Annotated in this window: 13 protein-coding genes; 4 read left to right on the plus strand and 9 right to left on the minus strand. The window is 43.2% G+C overall.

From position 1 onward, the window contains the following. Positions 1–110: 110 nt before the first annotated feature. Both V7K45_RS04225 and V7K45_RS04230 read right to left on the minus strand, forming a co-directional pair. Positions 111–533, minus strand: coding sequence for a photosystem I reaction center subunit II PsaD (locus V7K45_RS04225; protein WP_335000685.1), 423 nt, complete (start codon positions 531–533; stop codon positions 111–113). Between the two features lie 232 nt (positions 534–765). Further along, positions 766–2,775, minus strand: a complete 2,010-nt coding sequence (locus V7K45_RS04230; protein WP_335000687.1) for a DICT sensory domain-containing protein — start codon at positions 2,773–2,775, stop codon at positions 766–768. 1,590 nt (positions 2,776–4,365) lie between these two features. Between V7K45_RS04230 and V7K45_RS04235 the strand changes: the two genes are divergently transcribed. Next, positions 4,366–6,657, plus strand: a complete 2,292-nt coding sequence (locus V7K45_RS04235; RefSeq protein WP_335000689.1) for an amylo-alpha-1,6-glucosidase — start codon at positions 4,366–4,368, stop codon at positions 6,655–6,657. Between the two features lie 142 nt (positions 6,658–6,799). Here V7K45_RS04235 and V7K45_RS04240 read toward each other — a convergent pair whose 3' ends face one another. The 6 genes from V7K45_RS04240 to V7K45_RS04265 all read right to left on the minus strand — a co-directional run bounded on the left by V7K45_RS04240 (position 6,800) and on the right by V7K45_RS04265 (position 9,723). Then, entirely contained in the window at positions 6,800–7,480 is a 681-nt protein-coding gene (locus V7K45_RS04240) for a hypothetical protein (protein WP_335000691.1), read from the minus strand. Further along, positions 7,480–7,893, minus strand: a complete 414-nt coding sequence (locus V7K45_RS04245) for a RusA family crossover junction endodeoxyribonuclease (RefSeq protein WP_335000693.1) — start codon at positions 7,891–7,893, stop codon at positions 7,480–7,482. The genes V7K45_RS04240 and V7K45_RS04245 overlap by 1 nt, the downstream gene beginning before the upstream one ends. Positions 7,894–7,966: 73 nt before the next feature. Next, positions 7,967–8,287, minus strand: a complete 321-nt coding sequence (locus V7K45_RS04250; RefSeq protein ID WP_335000695.1) for a hypothetical protein — start codon at positions 8,285–8,287, stop codon at positions 7,967–7,969. 48 nt (positions 8,288–8,335) lie between these two features. After that, complete coding sequence (locus V7K45_RS04255) at positions 8,336–8,572, minus strand: BrnT family toxin (protein ID WP_335000697.1); 237 nt, start codon at positions 8,570–8,572, stop codon at positions 8,336–8,338. A 195-nt stretch (positions 8,573–8,767) separates the two neighbouring features. Next, complete coding sequence (locus tag V7K45_RS04260; protein WP_194045128.1) at positions 8,768–9,097, minus strand: DUF2973 domain-containing protein; 330 nt, start codon at positions 9,095–9,097, stop codon at positions 8,768–8,770. 308 nt (positions 9,098–9,405) lie between these two features. Next, entirely contained in the window at positions 9,406–9,723 is a 318-nt protein-coding gene (locus V7K45_RS04265; RefSeq protein ID WP_335000699.1) for a DUF2605 domain-containing protein, read from the minus strand. Between the two features lie 489 nt (positions 9,724–10,212). Here V7K45_RS04265 and thrS point away from each other — a divergent pair, with 489 nt between their 5' ends. The 3 genes from thrS to V7K45_RS04280 all read left to right on the plus strand — a co-directional run bounded on the left by thrS (position 10,213) and on the right by V7K45_RS04280 (position 14,640). Next, entirely contained in the window at positions 10,213–12,048 is a 1,836-nt protein-coding gene (gene thrS, locus V7K45_RS04270) for a threonine--tRNA ligase (RefSeq protein WP_335000717.1), read from the plus strand. Between the two features lie 331 nt (positions 12,049–12,379). Then, positions 12,380–12,655 carry a hypothetical protein gene (locus tag V7K45_RS04275; RefSeq protein WP_335000701.1) on the plus strand — a complete coding sequence of 92 codons (276 nt, stop codon included), beginning with the start codon at positions 12,380–12,382 and terminating at the stop codon, positions 12,653–12,655. 392 nt (positions 12,656–13,047) lie between these two features. After that, positions 13,048–14,640, plus strand: coding sequence for a GMC family oxidoreductase (locus V7K45_RS04280; RefSeq protein ID WP_335000703.1), 1,593 nt, complete (start codon positions 13,048–13,050; stop codon positions 14,638–14,640). Between the two features lie 301 nt (positions 14,641–14,941). Here the strand turns inward: V7K45_RS04280 and V7K45_RS04285 are convergent. Continuing rightward, positions 14,942–17,346, minus strand: a 2,405-nt coding sequence (locus tag V7K45_RS04285; protein ID WP_335000705.1) for a HEAT repeat domain-containing protein, incomplete at its 5' end; no start/stop codon positions are given.

The raw sequence follows: 17,346 nt of genomic DNA on the forward strand, positions 1-17,346 counted from the left end.
TAAGCAGAGGGGCAAAGGGGATAGAGAGCACAGGAAAAAGATTTGTTGTAACTTCCCCCCTGCTTCTCTGCTCCTCTGCTCCTCTGCTCTCCAGTCCCCAGTCTTACTTCCTATTCATCATAGGTAGTTTTACCACTAAACTTGATCTTTGATGGGCTGAGATTTTGCCCAATCCTGCGTGGGAGAAAACGCACTTTATCACGACCTTCATTTACTTTTTCGGGGAAGACACCATCAGCTGGGTGAAGTAAGGTAGTTTCTCCGTTGGGTAAAATCCGGTAAACTTTGTAATCTGTGATTTTGAGTTTACGAAGTTGCTGACCGCCCAAAAAGATGCCATATTCTTTACGAGCTATATACAGCAGGTTTTCACCTTTCCGCATAGTAGCAGCACCACCTGTAGGCAATTCAAATACTTGCTCTTTCGGACTAGTCCAAGTGATAGCGTACTTTTCTTCTACTGCTGCTTTTGTAAGCAAGCCACCAGTGCTGCCAGCAAATAGCGGGGTTTGTCCAGAGAGTGTTTCTGCCATAAAGTCTATTCTCTCAACGTTTTTAGGGAATCCTAACATCGCAACCAGGATCATATTGCGATCGCGTTATAGACTGTAACAGTTTTTAGTCATTTGTCCTTGGTTCTTTGTCATTTGTTAAAAACCAATGCCCCATCCTCTTCAGGAGTGCTGAGTTAGGAGTGCTGAGTGCTGAGTGCTGAGTTAGGAGTTATTAATTTCTCCTCTGCTCCTCTGCCCCCCTGCCCCCTGCCTATTTACTCTTAACTTTTGTCCGCTTTTCCTCTTGGCTACTCCGAACAATTGGGATAGTGAAGTGAAACTGACTGCCCTGGTCTTTGCCAGTGGACTCTGCCCATATTTCTCCACCCCAGCCATTAACAATTTGACGGCAAATTGCTAAACCCAGTCCAGTCCCGCCAGTGGTGCGGCGCAGCGCTCCTTCTTCTTGATAAAAGCGGTCAAAAACTACTTCTAAACGATTTGGTTCAATGCCGCGTCCAGTATCAGCTACAGTTACTTCGACCATTTGACGGCTGTTGTAAATCGCTTTAATCGTGATTTCTCCTTGAGGTGGCGTAAATTTCAAAGCATTGTCCATGAGTTTTGCTAGTACCTCGACTAGCCAATCACCGTCAGCTCTTACTAAAGGTAGGTTTTCGGCAATTTGAGTCTTGATTTGGGGCGGCTTTTCCGTTGAAGAACGCGTGCGATTTCGGCTGAGTGCTAAATCCACACATTCTTGTAAGGTGAGGGATTCTGGATGCCATTCCACTCGACCGCTTTCCAAGTTGGAAAGTGTAAGAAAATCTTGTACCAGTTTTCGCATCCGTTCCGAGTCGGAAAGAGCGGTATTGAGCATGACCTGCTGCAACTCCAAGGGCATATCTGGTTCTGTAGCGAGACTTTCCAGGCACACTTGAATTGTGGATAGGGGAGTACGCAGTTCGTGTCCAGTGATGGCTATGAGGTTGCTGCGGGTGCGATCTAGGGCTTCTAGTTGCTGGTTAAGTTCTTCTAGGTTAGCGTAAGCTTCCGCTTGGATGAGAGCTGCTCCTACTTGGGTAGCGATCGCTTCTACCAGATCCAATTCTCCAGGTTGGCACTCGTGGGGTGGCATCCGGCAGTAATGTAACTCCACAATCCCCAATAATCGCCCCTGATAAAATACTGGTTCCATCAACCAAGAACGAATGGCAAACTTTTTGGCGATCGTGGAAAGTCCTGGCGATTTGGTAACGCGGGGGTCACTCAGCGTATCGCTGACACAAACTCCTTCGCCAAGTTCTACGATGTCCCGAAATAGGGAATTTTTCTCTAACTCCCAGGTTTGTCCGCAAACAGATAAGATACCAGGAGTCAAAAACTCGTGTTCAATTATCGCTTGGCTATCGGTAGCTTGAGCGCGGTAAATTAAACAGCGACAAGCTTCTAGGTGTTGCCCTAATTCTTGTGCCGCCACCTGGAGAACTTCATGAGGATCGAGCGATCGCCGAATGGCAGTACTAATCGAGTTGACTAATCGTTCTTTCCGTGCCTGGGCAGCAATAGAACGGTAAGCTTTGTGCAATTTGTACTGACTAGCTTGCAAATAAGTTACTAAGCGCTGCACAAAGGGATCTGTATCAATGTCACAGGCATACTCGTTTATCTGTTCGGCTCCAGAGTAGTTTCGCGGCTCCCCAATGCCAAACCTCTGGCGTGCCTGTTGAATTTTACTTGTCAGTTCTGGTCTGTAAACCAAAACCCGATCTAACAGCAATTCGGCTGCTTTGAGGCTAACTCCTCTTTCTGATGTCCAAATTCCCTCAAATCTTCGGGCTGTGTCTATATCCAGATTAGGGCTTAGTTCCGGTAGTTGGTTGTTTTTGGCAAGAGAACCAAGGTTTTCTCGGCAAACCAGACAAGTAGCATAATTGTCAGCAATCACTACCAAATGCCACTCCTGACTTAAGCCATCCGTTGGCTCAAAAGCCACTTTTTCGTAATGTTCCGAACTGTTGGCAAAATCCGTTTCTGGAGCAGATAATACGTATATTTGATTACTTCGCAAAGCAAGTCGCTGGTAGCGATGGGCTTCTTGGCGGTAGAATCGCTCTCGCTGGAAACTAGCAATTACAAGGGGTTTCGCTAAAGTCGCAGCCAAAACTTGATCTTCCATCGCGTGGGAGAGCGCCGTTAGTGAAGCCTTAAAGTATAGCTGGGGCCGCAAGTAGGGTAGGGACTTTAGCAGATCACTCAGCACAGAAGTCGAAATGCTCATGAATTATTGTTAAACGCTCAACCTCGATCAGATCCACGTCACAGCTGCATTGTACAAATTCCAAGGGACTCTCTAGTTAAATAGATAGTTGCAATATGTAAAGAACGCTAAAAAGCGCTTTTCGCCAAAGCAGTCGCAACACTTTGTTACTAACTAAGGAGCATGGAACTTGATTTGTTGATTGACAACCTATTACGCCCAATATACATTCTCGACAACTGATGCTTTTGCTTGCACAGGTAAAATCTTTCAGGAGTAAGTACTAAAACATTAATTGTTGTATTGTTTTAAATCCTATGTCCGCTAATCAGCACGGACAATCGATTTACAGTCCATGCGTCGGCAAAATAGCCTGTCGTAGACATCGCCTACTTTAGACCTCTTGGCATTTATGCTTTTTGCAAGAGGGGGAAAAGGGTAAAGGTTAAAGGGGAAGGGGACAATACAGAACCCTTTCCCCTTTTCCCGACTTATGCAAGAAGTCTTTTGCCGATGTTGATTTCTGCTCGCTAAATCAATTTCTTAGCCAAAAATCTTGACTGCAATATTTACATAACTTAATCCTGATTAGTGATTAAACTTAATAAATTAATTATCATAAATTAGTCTAATCAAATATCAAAGATTATTTAAAATAAAATCGGATACTAAATAAATTTTCTTTATGTTCAACAAAAACTGTAAGACGTTTTTGCTGAGTATACTATATTAGGACTTAGGAATTGACAGAGAGGCCAAAATAGCAACTATGCCTTTCAAAGCTTTTAGCTAAATTTTTCAACTCCCTGATTGCAATGCCTGCGGCTGGCTACGCCTACGCAACTCACAAATGATAGTTTGTAAAAGGCTGAAACAACGTATTTTCGTTAATACACAAGATAGTTAGTTTGTACAGTGCGTAAGCGCTATATACTTGTGTCTTTGAAAGTTCAACGACTAATAAATTATCTCAAAATCCTCAGTTTTCAATCTCGATCTGAGGCTTATAAAATATAAATTTATCGACGAAAGACAGTTATTGCTGTTCGCGCAGCGTGTCGTAGACAGGGCAGTCTTCCTGCCACCTCCTGCGGCTCGACTGAGCGATCGCCGAACGTCCTTCTGCATCCTTCATAAACAAGATTTGTTTATATAGATATAAGCGCTGCTATTTTGTCAGCAATATGTCAGGATTATTTTGGCTAGAATAGCTCAAACGAGTTTTAAAGAGCGTCTTTTTTTGGAAGTTGTGAGGATGAACAAGAAGCAGAGAGGATGGGCGCAAAGGGAAAACCCCATATTTACAGTGACTTTCAGCTATTTAGACCACGACTGAGACGGGGAGTAGAGGTAGTGTAGGTCAATTAAAAAGCGCTGTAAAAGCAGGGCAAGATAATTGACCTGACTCCGTACTTTGTGTATCTCGACGATAAGCTATTCTTTATTTATACTACGTGTGTCGACACAAATCTTTCTTTTTCCGACCTAAATAAATTTAGTTGCTCTGTCCCAAAGCAAGAGAGTATTTCTTATTTCCTCTCTGCCTCTTGGGTAAGAGACTTCTACTCAAAAGACCACCAAAATATAGACCTGTACGCGGAATTTTGTCTAATGACCCCGGATACGCTAATGACCCCAGAAAAAATTTTTCTGGATGGAAAAACTTTTATTCCTGCCGAACAATTACCGATCCCGGAGTGGCCTTGTGTTGTGGCTGAAAGATCGCAACCGACACTAACGGTTAAAGATGATGATTTATTTTTTGTGACAGATACTATCGGGAATATTTCTGGCTGTTCCATCAACGATGGTAATCCCAGTCTGGGACTGTTTTGTTGTGATACGAGATTTCTCAATCGCTTGGAGTTGCAAATTGAAGGGCGATCGCCCGTACTTCTCAGTAGTACTGCTGAGAAAGGTTTTTCACTCTCAGTTTTGTGTACCACTCCCAGAATCGACGACCGCCTGAAAGCCGAGACTATCGGAATTCGCCGAGAACTCGTGCTGAATGGGGCACTATTTGAAGAAATAGAAGTATCTAACTACAGCACAACTACTGTCAATTTTGAACTAACCATCAGCTTTGATGCGGATTTTGTTGATTTATTTGAAGTCCGGGGCTATGACAGAGAAAAACGAGGTCGGCTTTTACGCTTAGTAGAACCGACGACTGAGGAAGGAACATTTTCTCAGGTCGATGGTGTTGCACCAGTACCTAAAGAGCCATCTGCTTCTAGAGAAGAATCCTTAACACTTGCCTATCAAGGTCTGGATGGCTCAGTGATGGAATCTCGGATTCTATTCCAGCATCGGCAACCAGACTATTTCAAGGGTTACACTGCGGTTTGGCAGCTTGAATTGGCTTCTCACGAAACTCAAAAGCTGGGCTATCGAGTGAATATGTTGAGAAACAACCAGTCCAGCTCAACCGTGAGTGCCGCCACTACATTGGGACAAGCGAAAGCCGCTGAGTGGATGGAGGAGCAACACTGGGTACAACAAATTACCCGCATTAGTTCAGATAAGAGTACCTTCAATCGAGTGATTGAGCGAGCTGAACAAGATATGTATTTGTTGCGCCAGTCTTTTGGTAAGCATAAGACTGTTTCTGCTGGAGTACCGTGGTTTTCGACATTATTTGGGCGAGATTCGCTGATTACAGCTTCCCAAAGCCTGATGTTAAACTCGCAAATCGCTAAGGAAACTCTGATATTACTGGCGACATACCAAGGTAAAATTGACGACGAATGGCGCGAAGAAGAACCGGGTAAGATTTTGCACGAGTTACGTTTGGGAGAAATGGCTCGTTGTCAAGAAATTCCCCATACACCTTACTACGGTACAGTTGATGCCACTCCCTTGTGGCTGCTGCTCTATGCCGAACATTATGCTTGGACTCACGATCAAGAACTCCTAGAGCAACTTTGGCCCAATGCTCTAGCTGCAATGGAGTGGATCGATCGCAATACGAAACAAAGCACTTACCTCAGCTACTTCCGTAAATCCAAACGCGGTCTTGTTAACCAAGGTTGGAAAGATTCCGGCGACTGTATCGTAGACCGCAAGGGAGAATTAGCCAACGGCCCAATTGCCCTCTGTGAGGTGCAAGCTTACGTCTATGCTGCAAAAATCCGCCTAGCAGAAATAGCTAGGATGAAGAAGCGGCTTGATTTGGCAGATCGTTGGCAAGAAGAGGCGAGAAATCTTAAGGTTCGTTTTAATCAAGATTTTTGGGTGGAAGACCAAGATTTCTGCGCTCTGGCTTTGGATGGAGAAGGCAAGCCAGTAGACAGTATTACCTCAAATCCTGGCCATTGTCTGCAATTGGGACTCTTCACAGACGAAAAAGCTCACAGTGTAGCAGAACGGTTGCGGGCACCAGATATGTTTAATGGTTGGGGCATTCGGACTCTAAGTAGTTTGTCACCCGCTTATAATCCGATGGGTTATCACATTGGTTCGGTTTGGCCCCATGATAACGCTCTGATTGCAATGGGATTGCGATCGCTCGGTCTGATCGATCAAGCCTTAGAAATATTCCAAGGTTTATTTGACATGACTCAGCAGCAACCCTATCAACGTCCTCCCGAACTTTTTTGCGGCTACGAACGGAATGGTGATAATGCCCCAGTGCAGTATCCGGTTGCCTGCACTCCCCAAGCTTGGGCTACGGGTAGTGTTTTTCAACTACTGCAAATGATGGTCAACTTGGTGCCTGATGCTCAAAATAACTGCTTGCGAATAATCGACCCCGCTTTGCCAGAATCGATTAATCGTTTGTCATTTCATAATTTGCGAGTCGGCCCCACCATCCTCGATCTGGAATTCGAGCGTTCTGGGACTACGACTGCTTGTCGCGTTGCGAAAAAACGGGGTAATTTGCGGGTAGTTATTGAAGCTTAAATGAGATTAGGGAGTGGTGAATGGCTCACTCCCTATTTTATGATTAGTGCGTAGGCGTAGCCCGTCGTACACATCGCTCGGTAGCATCGCCTGAAATTCAACACCAGGGGTTGTCCTACTATCCACTCCAACCAACGCAGTGTTAGCCTGCTTCATCGTCAGTGTGTACAGTTCTCAAGAGTTGTTCTGTAAGCTCGATCAATTCATATACAGAATTTGGCGTAATTTGTGTAGTTTTGAAGCCATGAGCAATAGAATTACGTAATGGGAGTGCATTCATTAGTAACTGATACTCAGATTTTGAAATTACACCTTCAGTTGCTAATTGCTTTATTAAGTAACGTGGATCAAATCTTTGTAAACTTAGCTCTTCCTTTTGGGCAATAAGTCTTAAAGTTGCTTCTACTAAAGACCAGGAAGATAGCAGAGCTAATTCTGGATTTTGCGTTGTAAGTTGCCTTGCTACTTGCAACTGTGATTCTATTTCATGTTTTTGAAGAGAAGCCTCTGCTTTCGGAGAATACGTTGTATCCTCTGGGTTGGTCATTACTAATTCAAATCTCCAACCAGGATGTTTTTCTACCGCTTGAGCTAAATTACCTAAGTATTGATTAGAAGAAGAGTTAAGTGAGGAGCGTGACTTGACTTCAATAACTACATTATCTTCTCCCCGACGTACTATCATGTCAGGGCGATAGTTATTAAGAAAGTCAGGCAAATCTTCTGGATTTGGATGAAAAAAAACTTCGTAACCTTTCTGGCGATACTCCTCTGCTAGTTTCAGCAATCGCTCTCTTTCTAAATTTGCGGTTGAAGTTTCCATTAAATAATTACCTCCTGGTTGGGAGCATCAATTACGACAATATGTAAGAATTCATTGCCGCGAGCAAAGCCTTCTGCCAATGTCGAGGTCATATTTTCTATTTTAAAGTTACCTGACAAATTCCTCTTTCTAACTAGGAGGTCGCTTACTTGATTATCATCGACGTAGGCTAATCCTTTAATTGCATCTTGAATAGGCTTCACTATATTGTCTACATCTATTTGATCGGAATCATAGAAATACGTTATTTGCAGCATAACCAACCCAGTAGCTGTTTTTTGTTCCAAAGACCAGTATTTTTCAGCCTCTTGTCGCACTGTCTTTTTCCAATCTTGAAGTCTATTGCCCTTACCGCGAGTACGAGCCTGTTGTGATACTGGTGGCCCATCTACTATGAACTCAAATCTGGTCAATGCACTTTTAAATAATAGATTGCAGTTTATTCTATGCTAGTAACCTAGAACACAAGCAGATAAGTCCCGCTACTCATGACAGAGGAATACTGCCGTTACTAAGTGTTGCTGCGTCGCCAGTAGCTTCGCTGAGTGCTTCACGAATTATCTCATCACTCACACCATGCCGTTTTAGGCTAGCAATCAATGTAGAAACAGTATCACCTTCAAGTCGCTCGATATCGGCTCTAAGTCCTTGTCCGATGTAAGCACGAACTAATGGCTGATAACCAGAAAACCCTAACAATGGTGCTACTCGCTTCAAATCCTCAATCACATCTTCGGGAATGCGAATTGTGATTGTTGTCGTTGGACGATTTTTATCGAGTCGCTTTTTTAAAACTTCAGCTTTCATAGTATTCACGTTCCTTGCGCGTCGCTTTCCGAGCCGAGATGATGCGAATCATGTCGTTTTCCCGCTCATGTAGACGACGTACAGAAGATTCCATCGTCTGTCCAAGCCAATCACAGCATCTCGCTCCTCATCATTGCGGCTTGCATCAACCACCACTAGAAACGGATCGAAGAAAGCTTCTACAGCTTGCTGAAATGTTATGCCGTCATAATTGCTAGGATTAATCCAAGCTTTCTCCTCGTTCCAAAGGAAGGTGACACCATTAAGCACGAAAAAAACATCCATACCTCATAGTCTAGGCAAGATGTATTTACGTTGTCAATACGATTTGTTGTAAAAACTGTTAACTTACCTGCGTAACGATGCGATCGCACCAAATTTCAGGATGGTAATAAATTTATACTAAAAAAAATTAAGGATGTAAAACAACAATCCCTTACATCCAAACTCCTAACAGACGCGATTAATCGCGTCTCTACATTATGCTTCTTCGGAATTATCTCTTTTATGTCCTGGGGATGCTTCGTAAAGTGCATCGAGATGTTGACGCGCATCTTCAACGTTAATCGAACGCATTACCAAAAGTGGCTCTTTAATTAAGTTGCCCGCGCTATCTAACAACTCTGGATGGGGTACAAACTGTTTCTTTGATGAATAATAACCATAGTTGCCTTGGTTATTCATTGGCGAGGAATTTGTCGGGTAAGTCCGCTCCCGATCGAAACTGAACATAATCAGGTTACGAATTAAGTTGCCAACAGCTATAAATGCAAGGATTGTAAAAGCAAGAATGTAAAGCAGATGTAACATTTGATTTTCCTCCAGAACAGCAATTTTTAAAACTTTATTTTGTAACGCTTTGTTTCGCCGATACTGTACTCACAGTTAAGACGATTATTCTACGCACTTTTCAGGCGCTTACATTTATATGGAGCTATTTGTCAACCGTTATTCCACTTACGGTAGCATAGGATACATTATTTTGCTAATCCAGTTAATGTTAAGAAATTGTTAAGAATTTTCTACTATCTTTTTAACGATTGATTTACCATCTTGCGTAGACGCTTCGTTGGTAAGTCTTGAGACATCGCTAAGTTGTCTGCCGAAATTTAGCGCCCTTAGACTTCACGTCCTTGACGAAAGCGCATTGCGACATTCCAGCATTCTGTTACTAATTCATGCCAAGGCATTAACGTTGCCATATCAATTCCGACTTGTTTATCAGTTGCATTAAATAGCATCTTCGCCGTATTTAGTTCATCCTGCGCTTGCTTAACCCGCAAGAGCAAGTCAGATTGCTCTTGCTGACTCATAAATGAGAGTTCCTCAGTTTCGAGTAAATGGCGCGATCGCGTAAACCAATGCTGAAAATCTTCCAGCAGCGGATCTAAAACCGTTTTCAGCAACTCTGTCCCTGGTAAATTTGAGTCTGACATAAATAAAAGAGATATTTCAAACTTGCTTACTAATATTAACGTTATTTACGTTTCTTAATACTTTTTGGTTTTCTCTCATAATTTTGTAATGTAAAATTTTGTAACAAAGGGCACAAAATTTATTATATAGTCTTGATATCTGGTTTGTACAGTGCCTTTGGACAGGCATCTATAGGTATATATGACACCGAGTTGTAATTCATAAGAGAATTTAGCGGTCGCGGGCAATCCTGAATTTCCAACTCAGGTAACAAATCAAAAATTTATCTTTATTTTTGGATTGAAGAAGAATTCAGGAGTCAAAATTCAGGACTCAGAATCAAACCGCTACGCAAAGTCATTAGTTATTAGTCATTAGTTATTCGTAACGGATAAATGACAACGGACAAATGACAAATGACTAATTAACCAAAGTCGTTATAGTTGAATAAGCCTACAGATTCAGATAAATCAACTTTTGTAATCATTTCGCCAACGGTTCAGCAGCCAATGTCGCCAAATTCATCAAATCAGTCACAACAGTCAGAACAAGTTGAAAAAATTTATTTACCGCGTACCAGCGAATCGGAGAACTTAAAAAAGATTCGTCACACTGCTTCCCATGTAATGGCAATGGCGGTACAAAAGCTGTTTCCCAAGGCACAAGTTACAATCGGCCCTTGGATTGAAAACGGTTTTTACTATGACTTCGATAATCCAGAACCATTTAGCGAAAACGATCTCAAAGCCATCAAGAAAGAAATGGCGAAGATTATTAATCGTAAATTGCCAGTAATTCGGGAGGAAGTCAGCCGCGAAGAAGCCGAACGCCGGATTCAGGAAATTAAGGAACCTTACAAGCTAGAAATTCTGGCAGATATCAAAAACGAACCAATCACAATTTACCATCTGGGGAATGAATGGTGGGATTTGTGCGCGGGGCCTCATCTGGAAAATATCAGTGAATTAAACCCGAAAGCAATTGAACTAGAAAGCGTTGCTGGCGCTTATTGGCGTGGGGATGAAACTAAAGCCCAACTACAACGCATCTACGCCACCGCTTGGGAAAGTCCAGAACAACTCGCTGAATATAAGCGACGCAAAGAAGAAGCGCTGCGACGAGATCACCGGAAACTGGGTAAGGAACTGGGATTATTTATATTTTCTGACCAAGTGGGGCCGGGTTTACCTTTGTGGACACCCAAAGGTACTGTGTTGCGGAGTACTTTAGAAGACTTCCTCAAGCAGGAACAGGTAAAACGGGGTTACTTGTCTGTAGTAACACCTCATATCGCCAGAGTAGATTTATTTAAAACCTCTGGACATTGGCAGAAATATAAAGAAGATATGTTCCCCTTAATGGCAGACGATCAAGAAGCTGCTGCACAGGAACAGGGCTTCGTTATGAAGCCGATGAACTGCCCCTTCCATATCCAAATATATAAGAGTGAGTTACGCTCTTATCGGGAATTACCGATGCGACTGGCGGAATTTGGTACTGTTTACCGCTACGAACAATCAGGAGAATTGGGCGGTTTAACACGCGTGCGCGGCTTTACTGTAGATGATTCTCACCTGTTCGTTACCCCAGAACAGTTAGATAGCGAATTCCTCAGTGTGGTGGATTTGATTTTGTCGGTGTTCAATAAGCTGCAATTGAAGAACTTTAAAGCTAGACTGAGTTTCCGCGATCCTGCTAGTGATAAGTATATGGGTTCCGATGAAGTTTGGGACAAAGCCGAAGGTGCAATTCGCCGTGCAGTTGAAACCTTGGGGATGGAACACTTTGAAGGAATTGGGGAAGCCGCTTTTTATGGCCCCAAACTCGACTTTATCTTTAGTGATGCCCTAGAACGGGAGTGGCAATTAGGAACTGTACAAGTAGATTACAATTTGCCAGAACGCTTTGAGTTAGAGTACGTTGCCGAAGATGGTGTTCGCAAACGCCCTGTGATGATTCACCGTGCGCCTTTTGGTTCGCTAGAAAGGTTGATTGGGATCTTAATTGAAGAATATGCGGGCGATTTCCCTTTGTGGTTAGCGCCAGTACAAGCTAGGTTACTACCCGTGGGTGATACACAGCTAGACTTTGCTAAAGATGTGGTAACGAAGATGAGAGCGTTAGGCATCCGTGCAGAAGTTGATACCAGTGGCGATCGCTTGGGTAAACAGATTCGCAATGCAGAGAAAGAAAAAATACCCGTGATGGCAGTGGTGGGAGCCAAGGAAGTGGAAACCAACACCTTGAGCATCCGTACCCGCGCCTCTGGAGAATTGGGAGTTATCCCCGTCGATGAGGTGGTAGATAAAATGAAGGACGCGATCGCTAAGTTCGAGAATTTCTAAAATCTAACCGCAGACGCACACTAATTATAATTGGTGTGCGTTTTGTCTAGTAGATTAGATTATTGGCTAGCTGGTAGGTTTTGGCAAAGGTGCGATCGCGTTCTATTTGCAGTTTGAAAAAGCCGTTGTCGTTGCCTCGAAGTATGTTCGATTTCCGACAAATTGAGGAAAAGTAGAATCTTTCAAAAAAAGCAGAGGAACTGAGGGAGCAGGAGAAGCAGGAAACAGAGTTATCAGGTGAATTCATGAGTGTTAAATACTCATTAACGGAGTCCAAAGGTGGATTCATCCAGTTGAAAAATTCATTTTAATTTTAACTTTTCACTAGATTTTGCAGGTCAGCGATCGTAATCGCCGTTATGAACGCGAGAATAACCGTCGTTATGACCGGGACAATAACCGTCGCTATGAGCGCGAGAATAATCGCCGTTATGAACGCGAGAATAATCGCCGTTATGACCGGGACAATAACCGTCGTTATGAACGCGAGAATAATCGCCGCTATGAACGCGAGAATAATCGCCGCTATGAACGCGATAATAACCTTCGCAACATTTATGACAATAACCGTCGCTATGAGCGCGATCGCGACTGGGGTCGTGGTTAATTCCTTTGCCTATTTATTAAGCTTAGTTCCAGTGAACTGAGCATTGATTCTACCTGGTATTAGGACAAACACAATCTCTTTTTTCACTAATTCTAATATCTGACTTTTTACTCTTATCTAAAAAACCTCGCTTCTATTCTCTAGTAAGGAAACTTGCTCAGGGTTTAGGTTTAGCGTTAGCTTTTTTATATGACGTGAAAGGTCAGATTTTTTTATTAAATTAAGAATTTATCCTTAGCCTAGACTCATTAATGGAGTTGAGAGGGTAGATTCACGCAGTTCAAGGACTTTATTCTTTTAGTTGACAGACATAGAGGAAATATTGCAGTCACAGCAATATATTATAAAAAAAGTATTTCTCTAAAAAAGTTGTCATTAACAAAGAGAATATTATGAGTGAATATGATTATATTGTCATTGGTGCAGGTTCGGCGGGCTGTGTTGTCGCCAATCGTCTAACAGAAGATGGTCAAACTACTGTGTTATTACTTGAAGCAGGTAATCCAGCTACCTTACCAGAGCATCAAGTTCCTGTAGACTGGACAAAACTATTGGGTACTGAGGTGGACTGGGCATATTTTACGGAAGAAGAACCGTACCTAAATAACCGCAAAATCTATTGTCCGCGCGGGAAAGTCTTGGGTGGCAGCAGTTCGATCAACGCCATGATTTATATTCGAGGCAATCGGCATGATTACGATCGCTGGCAAGAATTAGGCAATCATGGTTGGAGTTACCAAGATGTGTTGCCATACTTCAAGAAATCTGAAAACCAGCAGCATGGCGTGTCTCCATTTCACGGAGCCGATGGAGTGCTGAGTGTCACAGATCCTTTAGCACCTGCGGTAACATCACATCGATTTGTAGAAGCAGCGATCGCACTTGGCTATGAACACAATCCTGATTTCAATGGCGCACAACAGCAGGGAGCCGGACTTTACCAGTTGACTATTAAAGATGGTAAGCGGCACAGTACAGCAGCAGCGTTTCTAGTACCTATTTTGGATCGCCCCAATTTAACAGTTACCACTGGTGCATTAGTGACTCGGCTACTATTTGAGGGAACGCGCACTATTGGAGTGGAGTATCTGCACGAGGGAACGATGCACCAAACCTTTGTAAATCAGGAAGTTATTCTCAGTGCTGGCGCGTTCGATTCACCTAAACTGCTGATGCTCTCTGGGATTGGCAATGCAGAACATCTGCGATCGCTAGATATTCCTGTAGTCGTTGATTTACCCGGTGTCGGTCAAAACCTCCAAGATCATCTTCATGTCGCCGTTGCACACCAAGCAACTCAGGATTTACAACCTGCCTCAACCAGCAATATCGCTGAAGCTGGATTGTTCTTGCATACTGAAGGGCGTTTAGATGTTGCACCAGATTTGCAGTTTCACTCTGGCCCTATTTTGCGGACACATCCTGCATACTCCAGCCAAGGCCCAGGATTTACTGCTACAGCCTGTCTGACAAATCCCCAAAGCCGTGGTCATCTCACCTTGCGTTCTGCTTCACCCAATGACCCAGTTGTAATCCAGATGAATTATCTTCAGAGTGAATCCGATTTGCAAAAGCTCCTTGCAGGGATCAAAATTATCCGCCAGATATTCCAGTCAGATGTATTTGATGAGTTCCGAGGTGAGGAAGCTGCTCCCGGTGCCGATCATAAGAGTGATGAAGCACTTGAAGCTTACATCCGGGAAACCTGTGACACTGTATACCACCCTGTCGGCACTTGCAAAATGGGAATAGACTCCGATTCAGTGGTAGATCCCGAACTGCGGGTACATGGTGTTGAAAGATTACGTGTTGTAGATGCATCCATTATGCCAACTATTGCCACGGGAAACACAAATGCACCCACAATTATGATTGGCGAAAAGGCAGCAGATTTGATTAAAGCTAGCAATCGGGTTTTAACGCAAGTGCCGTTAGCAACTGATGTAGATGCAGAGCGGCTTGTGGTCAGACATCGCTCTGCCTAAATTTATATGTTTTAAGCTGCGATCGCAATGTATTTAATATCAAAGACTCATTAATGGAGCTAAAAGGCTCATTAATGGAGTTCAAATACTCATTAATGGAGCTAAAAGGCTCATTAATGGAGTTCAAATACTCATTAACGGAGCTAAAAGGCTCATTAATGGAGTTCAAATACTCATTAACGGAGCTAAAAGGCTCATTAATGGAGTTCAAATACTCATTTTAATTAAATCAAAAATTTCCCCTCAGACTATAAGTCTCTTTCTCAATTACGAATTACGAATTAAGAATTACGAATTAATATCACGCTCTTGGTCGCAACAATTGCACAAAGGTATCACTCACAGTATGGTCTTTGGTATCGGCAGCGTATTGAACTAACTTTTCTTTCAGTTCTTTCGCAGCATCTAACGGAAGTAAAGTTGCAAGCAAAAAGTAGACACCACGAAAACGGGGGTCATCCATGTGGTCAATGAGACGGTTTTTAGCTTCCTCACTCTCGCCGAGAAAGTTCTGCACCAAAAAGAAATCCATAATCTTATCGTGGCGGAAGTACCATTCTCTCTTGGCTTCGCCTTTTTCGTCTTGCCACTGACGGCTGACAACCATTTTATATTTATCGTCTTCTAAAGACTGTAATACCTGGTAAAATTCATCCGCAGGTAACGCTTGCTCATCCTTCAACCGCATTTGATAAACAGCATCGGAGAATTTTTTTAGCGGAAATTCCTGGTTCCACTCTTGCAAATATTCTGCTGCCATCAATTGATATTGATGTTGTTGCAAGTGAAATAAATCAGGGTATTCGCCTTGGGATAGCATCAGGGCTACCACAGTTAAATCCATTGGATTAGAGAGAACCTTCTCAATCGCGCTTAATTCTTGTGGTGATTGCTGATTACTGAGGGCTTTGGTTAAAAAGCTAGCAGTGGCTTGCTCATAATCAGTACCTTGAACTTTGGCATTTTTGGGCAATCGTGGCTGACGGGAAATCAGAAATTGCTGAATTTGTGGTTGTTCAAGGGGGAGCAATTTATATATTTTGGCTGTTGAGGGTGGTGTCCACTCTAGAGGTTGGGTGGTCATGATGATGTTACCCCGAAAATAGCTTTCGGCAAACTGACAGATTTTTGCCCTGGTATCGGCGGTAACTTCATTGAGTCCGTCAATGCAAATATCTAATGCGCCACTGTAAATTAAATTCTTGAGAAAATCAGCATCTTGTGCTTGTCCGTGCAGCTTGGCTTGAATTGCCTCAATTACCCCTTTGTCACACTTATGGGCAGGTAGATAAACCACAAGCCGCCCAGAAGTTTTTACCAAATAGCGTAGATACATTGACTTACCCAAGCCAGAATCACCTTCCAAGATGACTTGTCCTTTGATGTTAGGTAGCGCTTGGGTAATTGGTACGGGTTCATCTACACCGGGAACTTTCACTTTAGAATTTGGGAAGTAAGCTTCGGGGTTAAAACTATCTAACCCGGCATCGGCTAGTAGGGAAGGCTTGAAGGGTTCAAATAACTTTTCGCGGAAAAAGGGAACCCAGGTGAGAATTAAGCCGACGTAGCCCACACCGAGAATGCGCCTTACCCAAGGATTCCAGAAGAAGATGGCTTGAACTTGGGGAAATTTAGGGTAAGCGAAGATGAGGACAAGCCAAAAGGCAGCATGAATCAAAATAGTAGTTCTGGCGTTGAGAAACCACTGCCAAGTTTTGACGTTAACTATTACTGATTGCAGCGAATCAGCTTCGTTGTAGCCGGCGTTTTTGAGGTTGTTGTAGTGAGTTTCTAAAATAACAATATCTTGTGGTTTCCAATGGACTTTTCTGGCAACTACAGCAATTTGCTTTGCTAAGTCTTCGCGTACTCGTACAAAATCTCGACTCGGTTCCCAGACTTGGGCAAATATTTTGAGAGTTTTATCACCGCGATCGCGAGTTAATGAAGTAGGAATTGTTTTAGTCTCAGGAAAACCCAGCCATGTGAGCAGTGTTTTGACTTCATCAGTGCCGCCACCCAGAAAATATGTCAAAAATCGCCACTGTGCAAATTCTCTTTGACCTGCGTAATAGATGCTATCCAGAATTACAACAATATTATTCAGGTTCAGTTGTTCTATCTTTCCCAATGCCTCTGCTGCACCGTAACGAACATTTGAGTCAACGGATTTATCCTTGAGGAAGTCGAGGATGTCTTTGAGGTAGGGTTTGGCAACCTCCCCCAGATTTCCCAATGCCTCTGCTGCACTGTAACGAACATTTGACTCAACGGATTTATCCTTGAGGATGTCAGCGATGTCTTTGACGTAGGGTTTGGCAACCTCCCCCAGATTTCCCAATCCCATTGCTGCATAGTAACGAACATTTGACTCAACGGTTTTATCCTTGAGGATGTCGATGATGTCTTTGAGGTAGGGTTTGGCAACCTCCCCCAGATTTCCCAATGCCTCTGCTGCACTGTAACGAACATTTGACTCAACGGATTTATCCTTGAGGATGTCAGCGATGTCTTTGACGTAGGGTTTGGCAACCTCCCCCAGATTTCCCAATCCCATTGCTGCATAGTAACGAACATTTGACTCAACGGTTTTATCCTTGAGGATGTCGATGATGTCTTTGAGGTAGGGTTTGGCAACCTCCCCCAGATTTCCCAATGCCTCTGCTGCACTGTAACGAACATTTGACTCAACGGATTTATCCTTGA

The sequence above is a fragment of the Nostoc sp. genome (assembly GCF_036917375.1).
GTDB lineage: Bacteria > Cyanobacteriota > Cyanobacteriia > Cyanobacteriales > Nostocaceae > Nostoc.

What these genes read in the sequence shown, in the direction of transcription:
- thrS (WP_335000717.1), top strand. Translation starts at nt 10,213, where the DNA reads ATGTCGCCAAATTCATCAAATCAGTCACAACAGTCAGAACAAGTTGAA.
- V7K45_RS04260 (WP_194045128.1), bottom strand. Translation starts at nt 9,097, where the DNA reads ATGTTACATCTGCTTTACATTCTTGCTTTTACAATCCTTGCATTTATA.
- V7K45_RS04240 (WP_335000691.1), bottom strand. Translation starts at nt 7,480, where the DNA reads ATGGAAACTTCAACCGCAAATTTAGAAAGAGAGCGATTGCTGAAACTA.
- V7K45_RS04265 (WP_335000699.1), bottom strand. Translation starts at nt 9,723, where the DNA reads ATGTCAGACTCAAATTTACCAGGGACAGAGTTGCTGAAAACGGTTTTA.
- V7K45_RS04255 (WP_335000697.1), bottom strand. Translation starts at nt 8,572, where the DNA reads ATGGATGTTTTTTTCGTGCTTAATGGTGTCACCTTCCTTTGGAACGAG.
- V7K45_RS04230 (WP_335000687.1), bottom strand. Translation starts at nt 2,775, where the DNA reads ATGAGCATTTCGACTTCTGTGCTGAGTGATCTGCTAAAGTCCCTACCC.
- V7K45_RS04225 (WP_335000685.1), bottom strand. Translation starts at nt 533, where the DNA reads ATGGCAGAAACACTCTCTGGACAAACCCCGCTATTTGCTGGCAGCACT.
- V7K45_RS04280 (WP_335000703.1), top strand. Translation starts at nt 13,048, where the DNA reads ATGAGTGAATATGATTATATTGTCATTGGTGCAGGTTCGGCGGGCTGT.
- V7K45_RS04235 (WP_335000689.1), top strand. Translation starts at nt 4,366, where the DNA reads ATGACCCCGGATACGCTAATGACCCCAGAAAAAATTTTTCTGGATGGA.
- V7K45_RS04250 (WP_335000695.1), bottom strand. Translation starts at nt 8,287, where the DNA reads ATGAAAGCTGAAGTTTTAAAAAAGCGACTCGATAAAAATCGTCCAACG.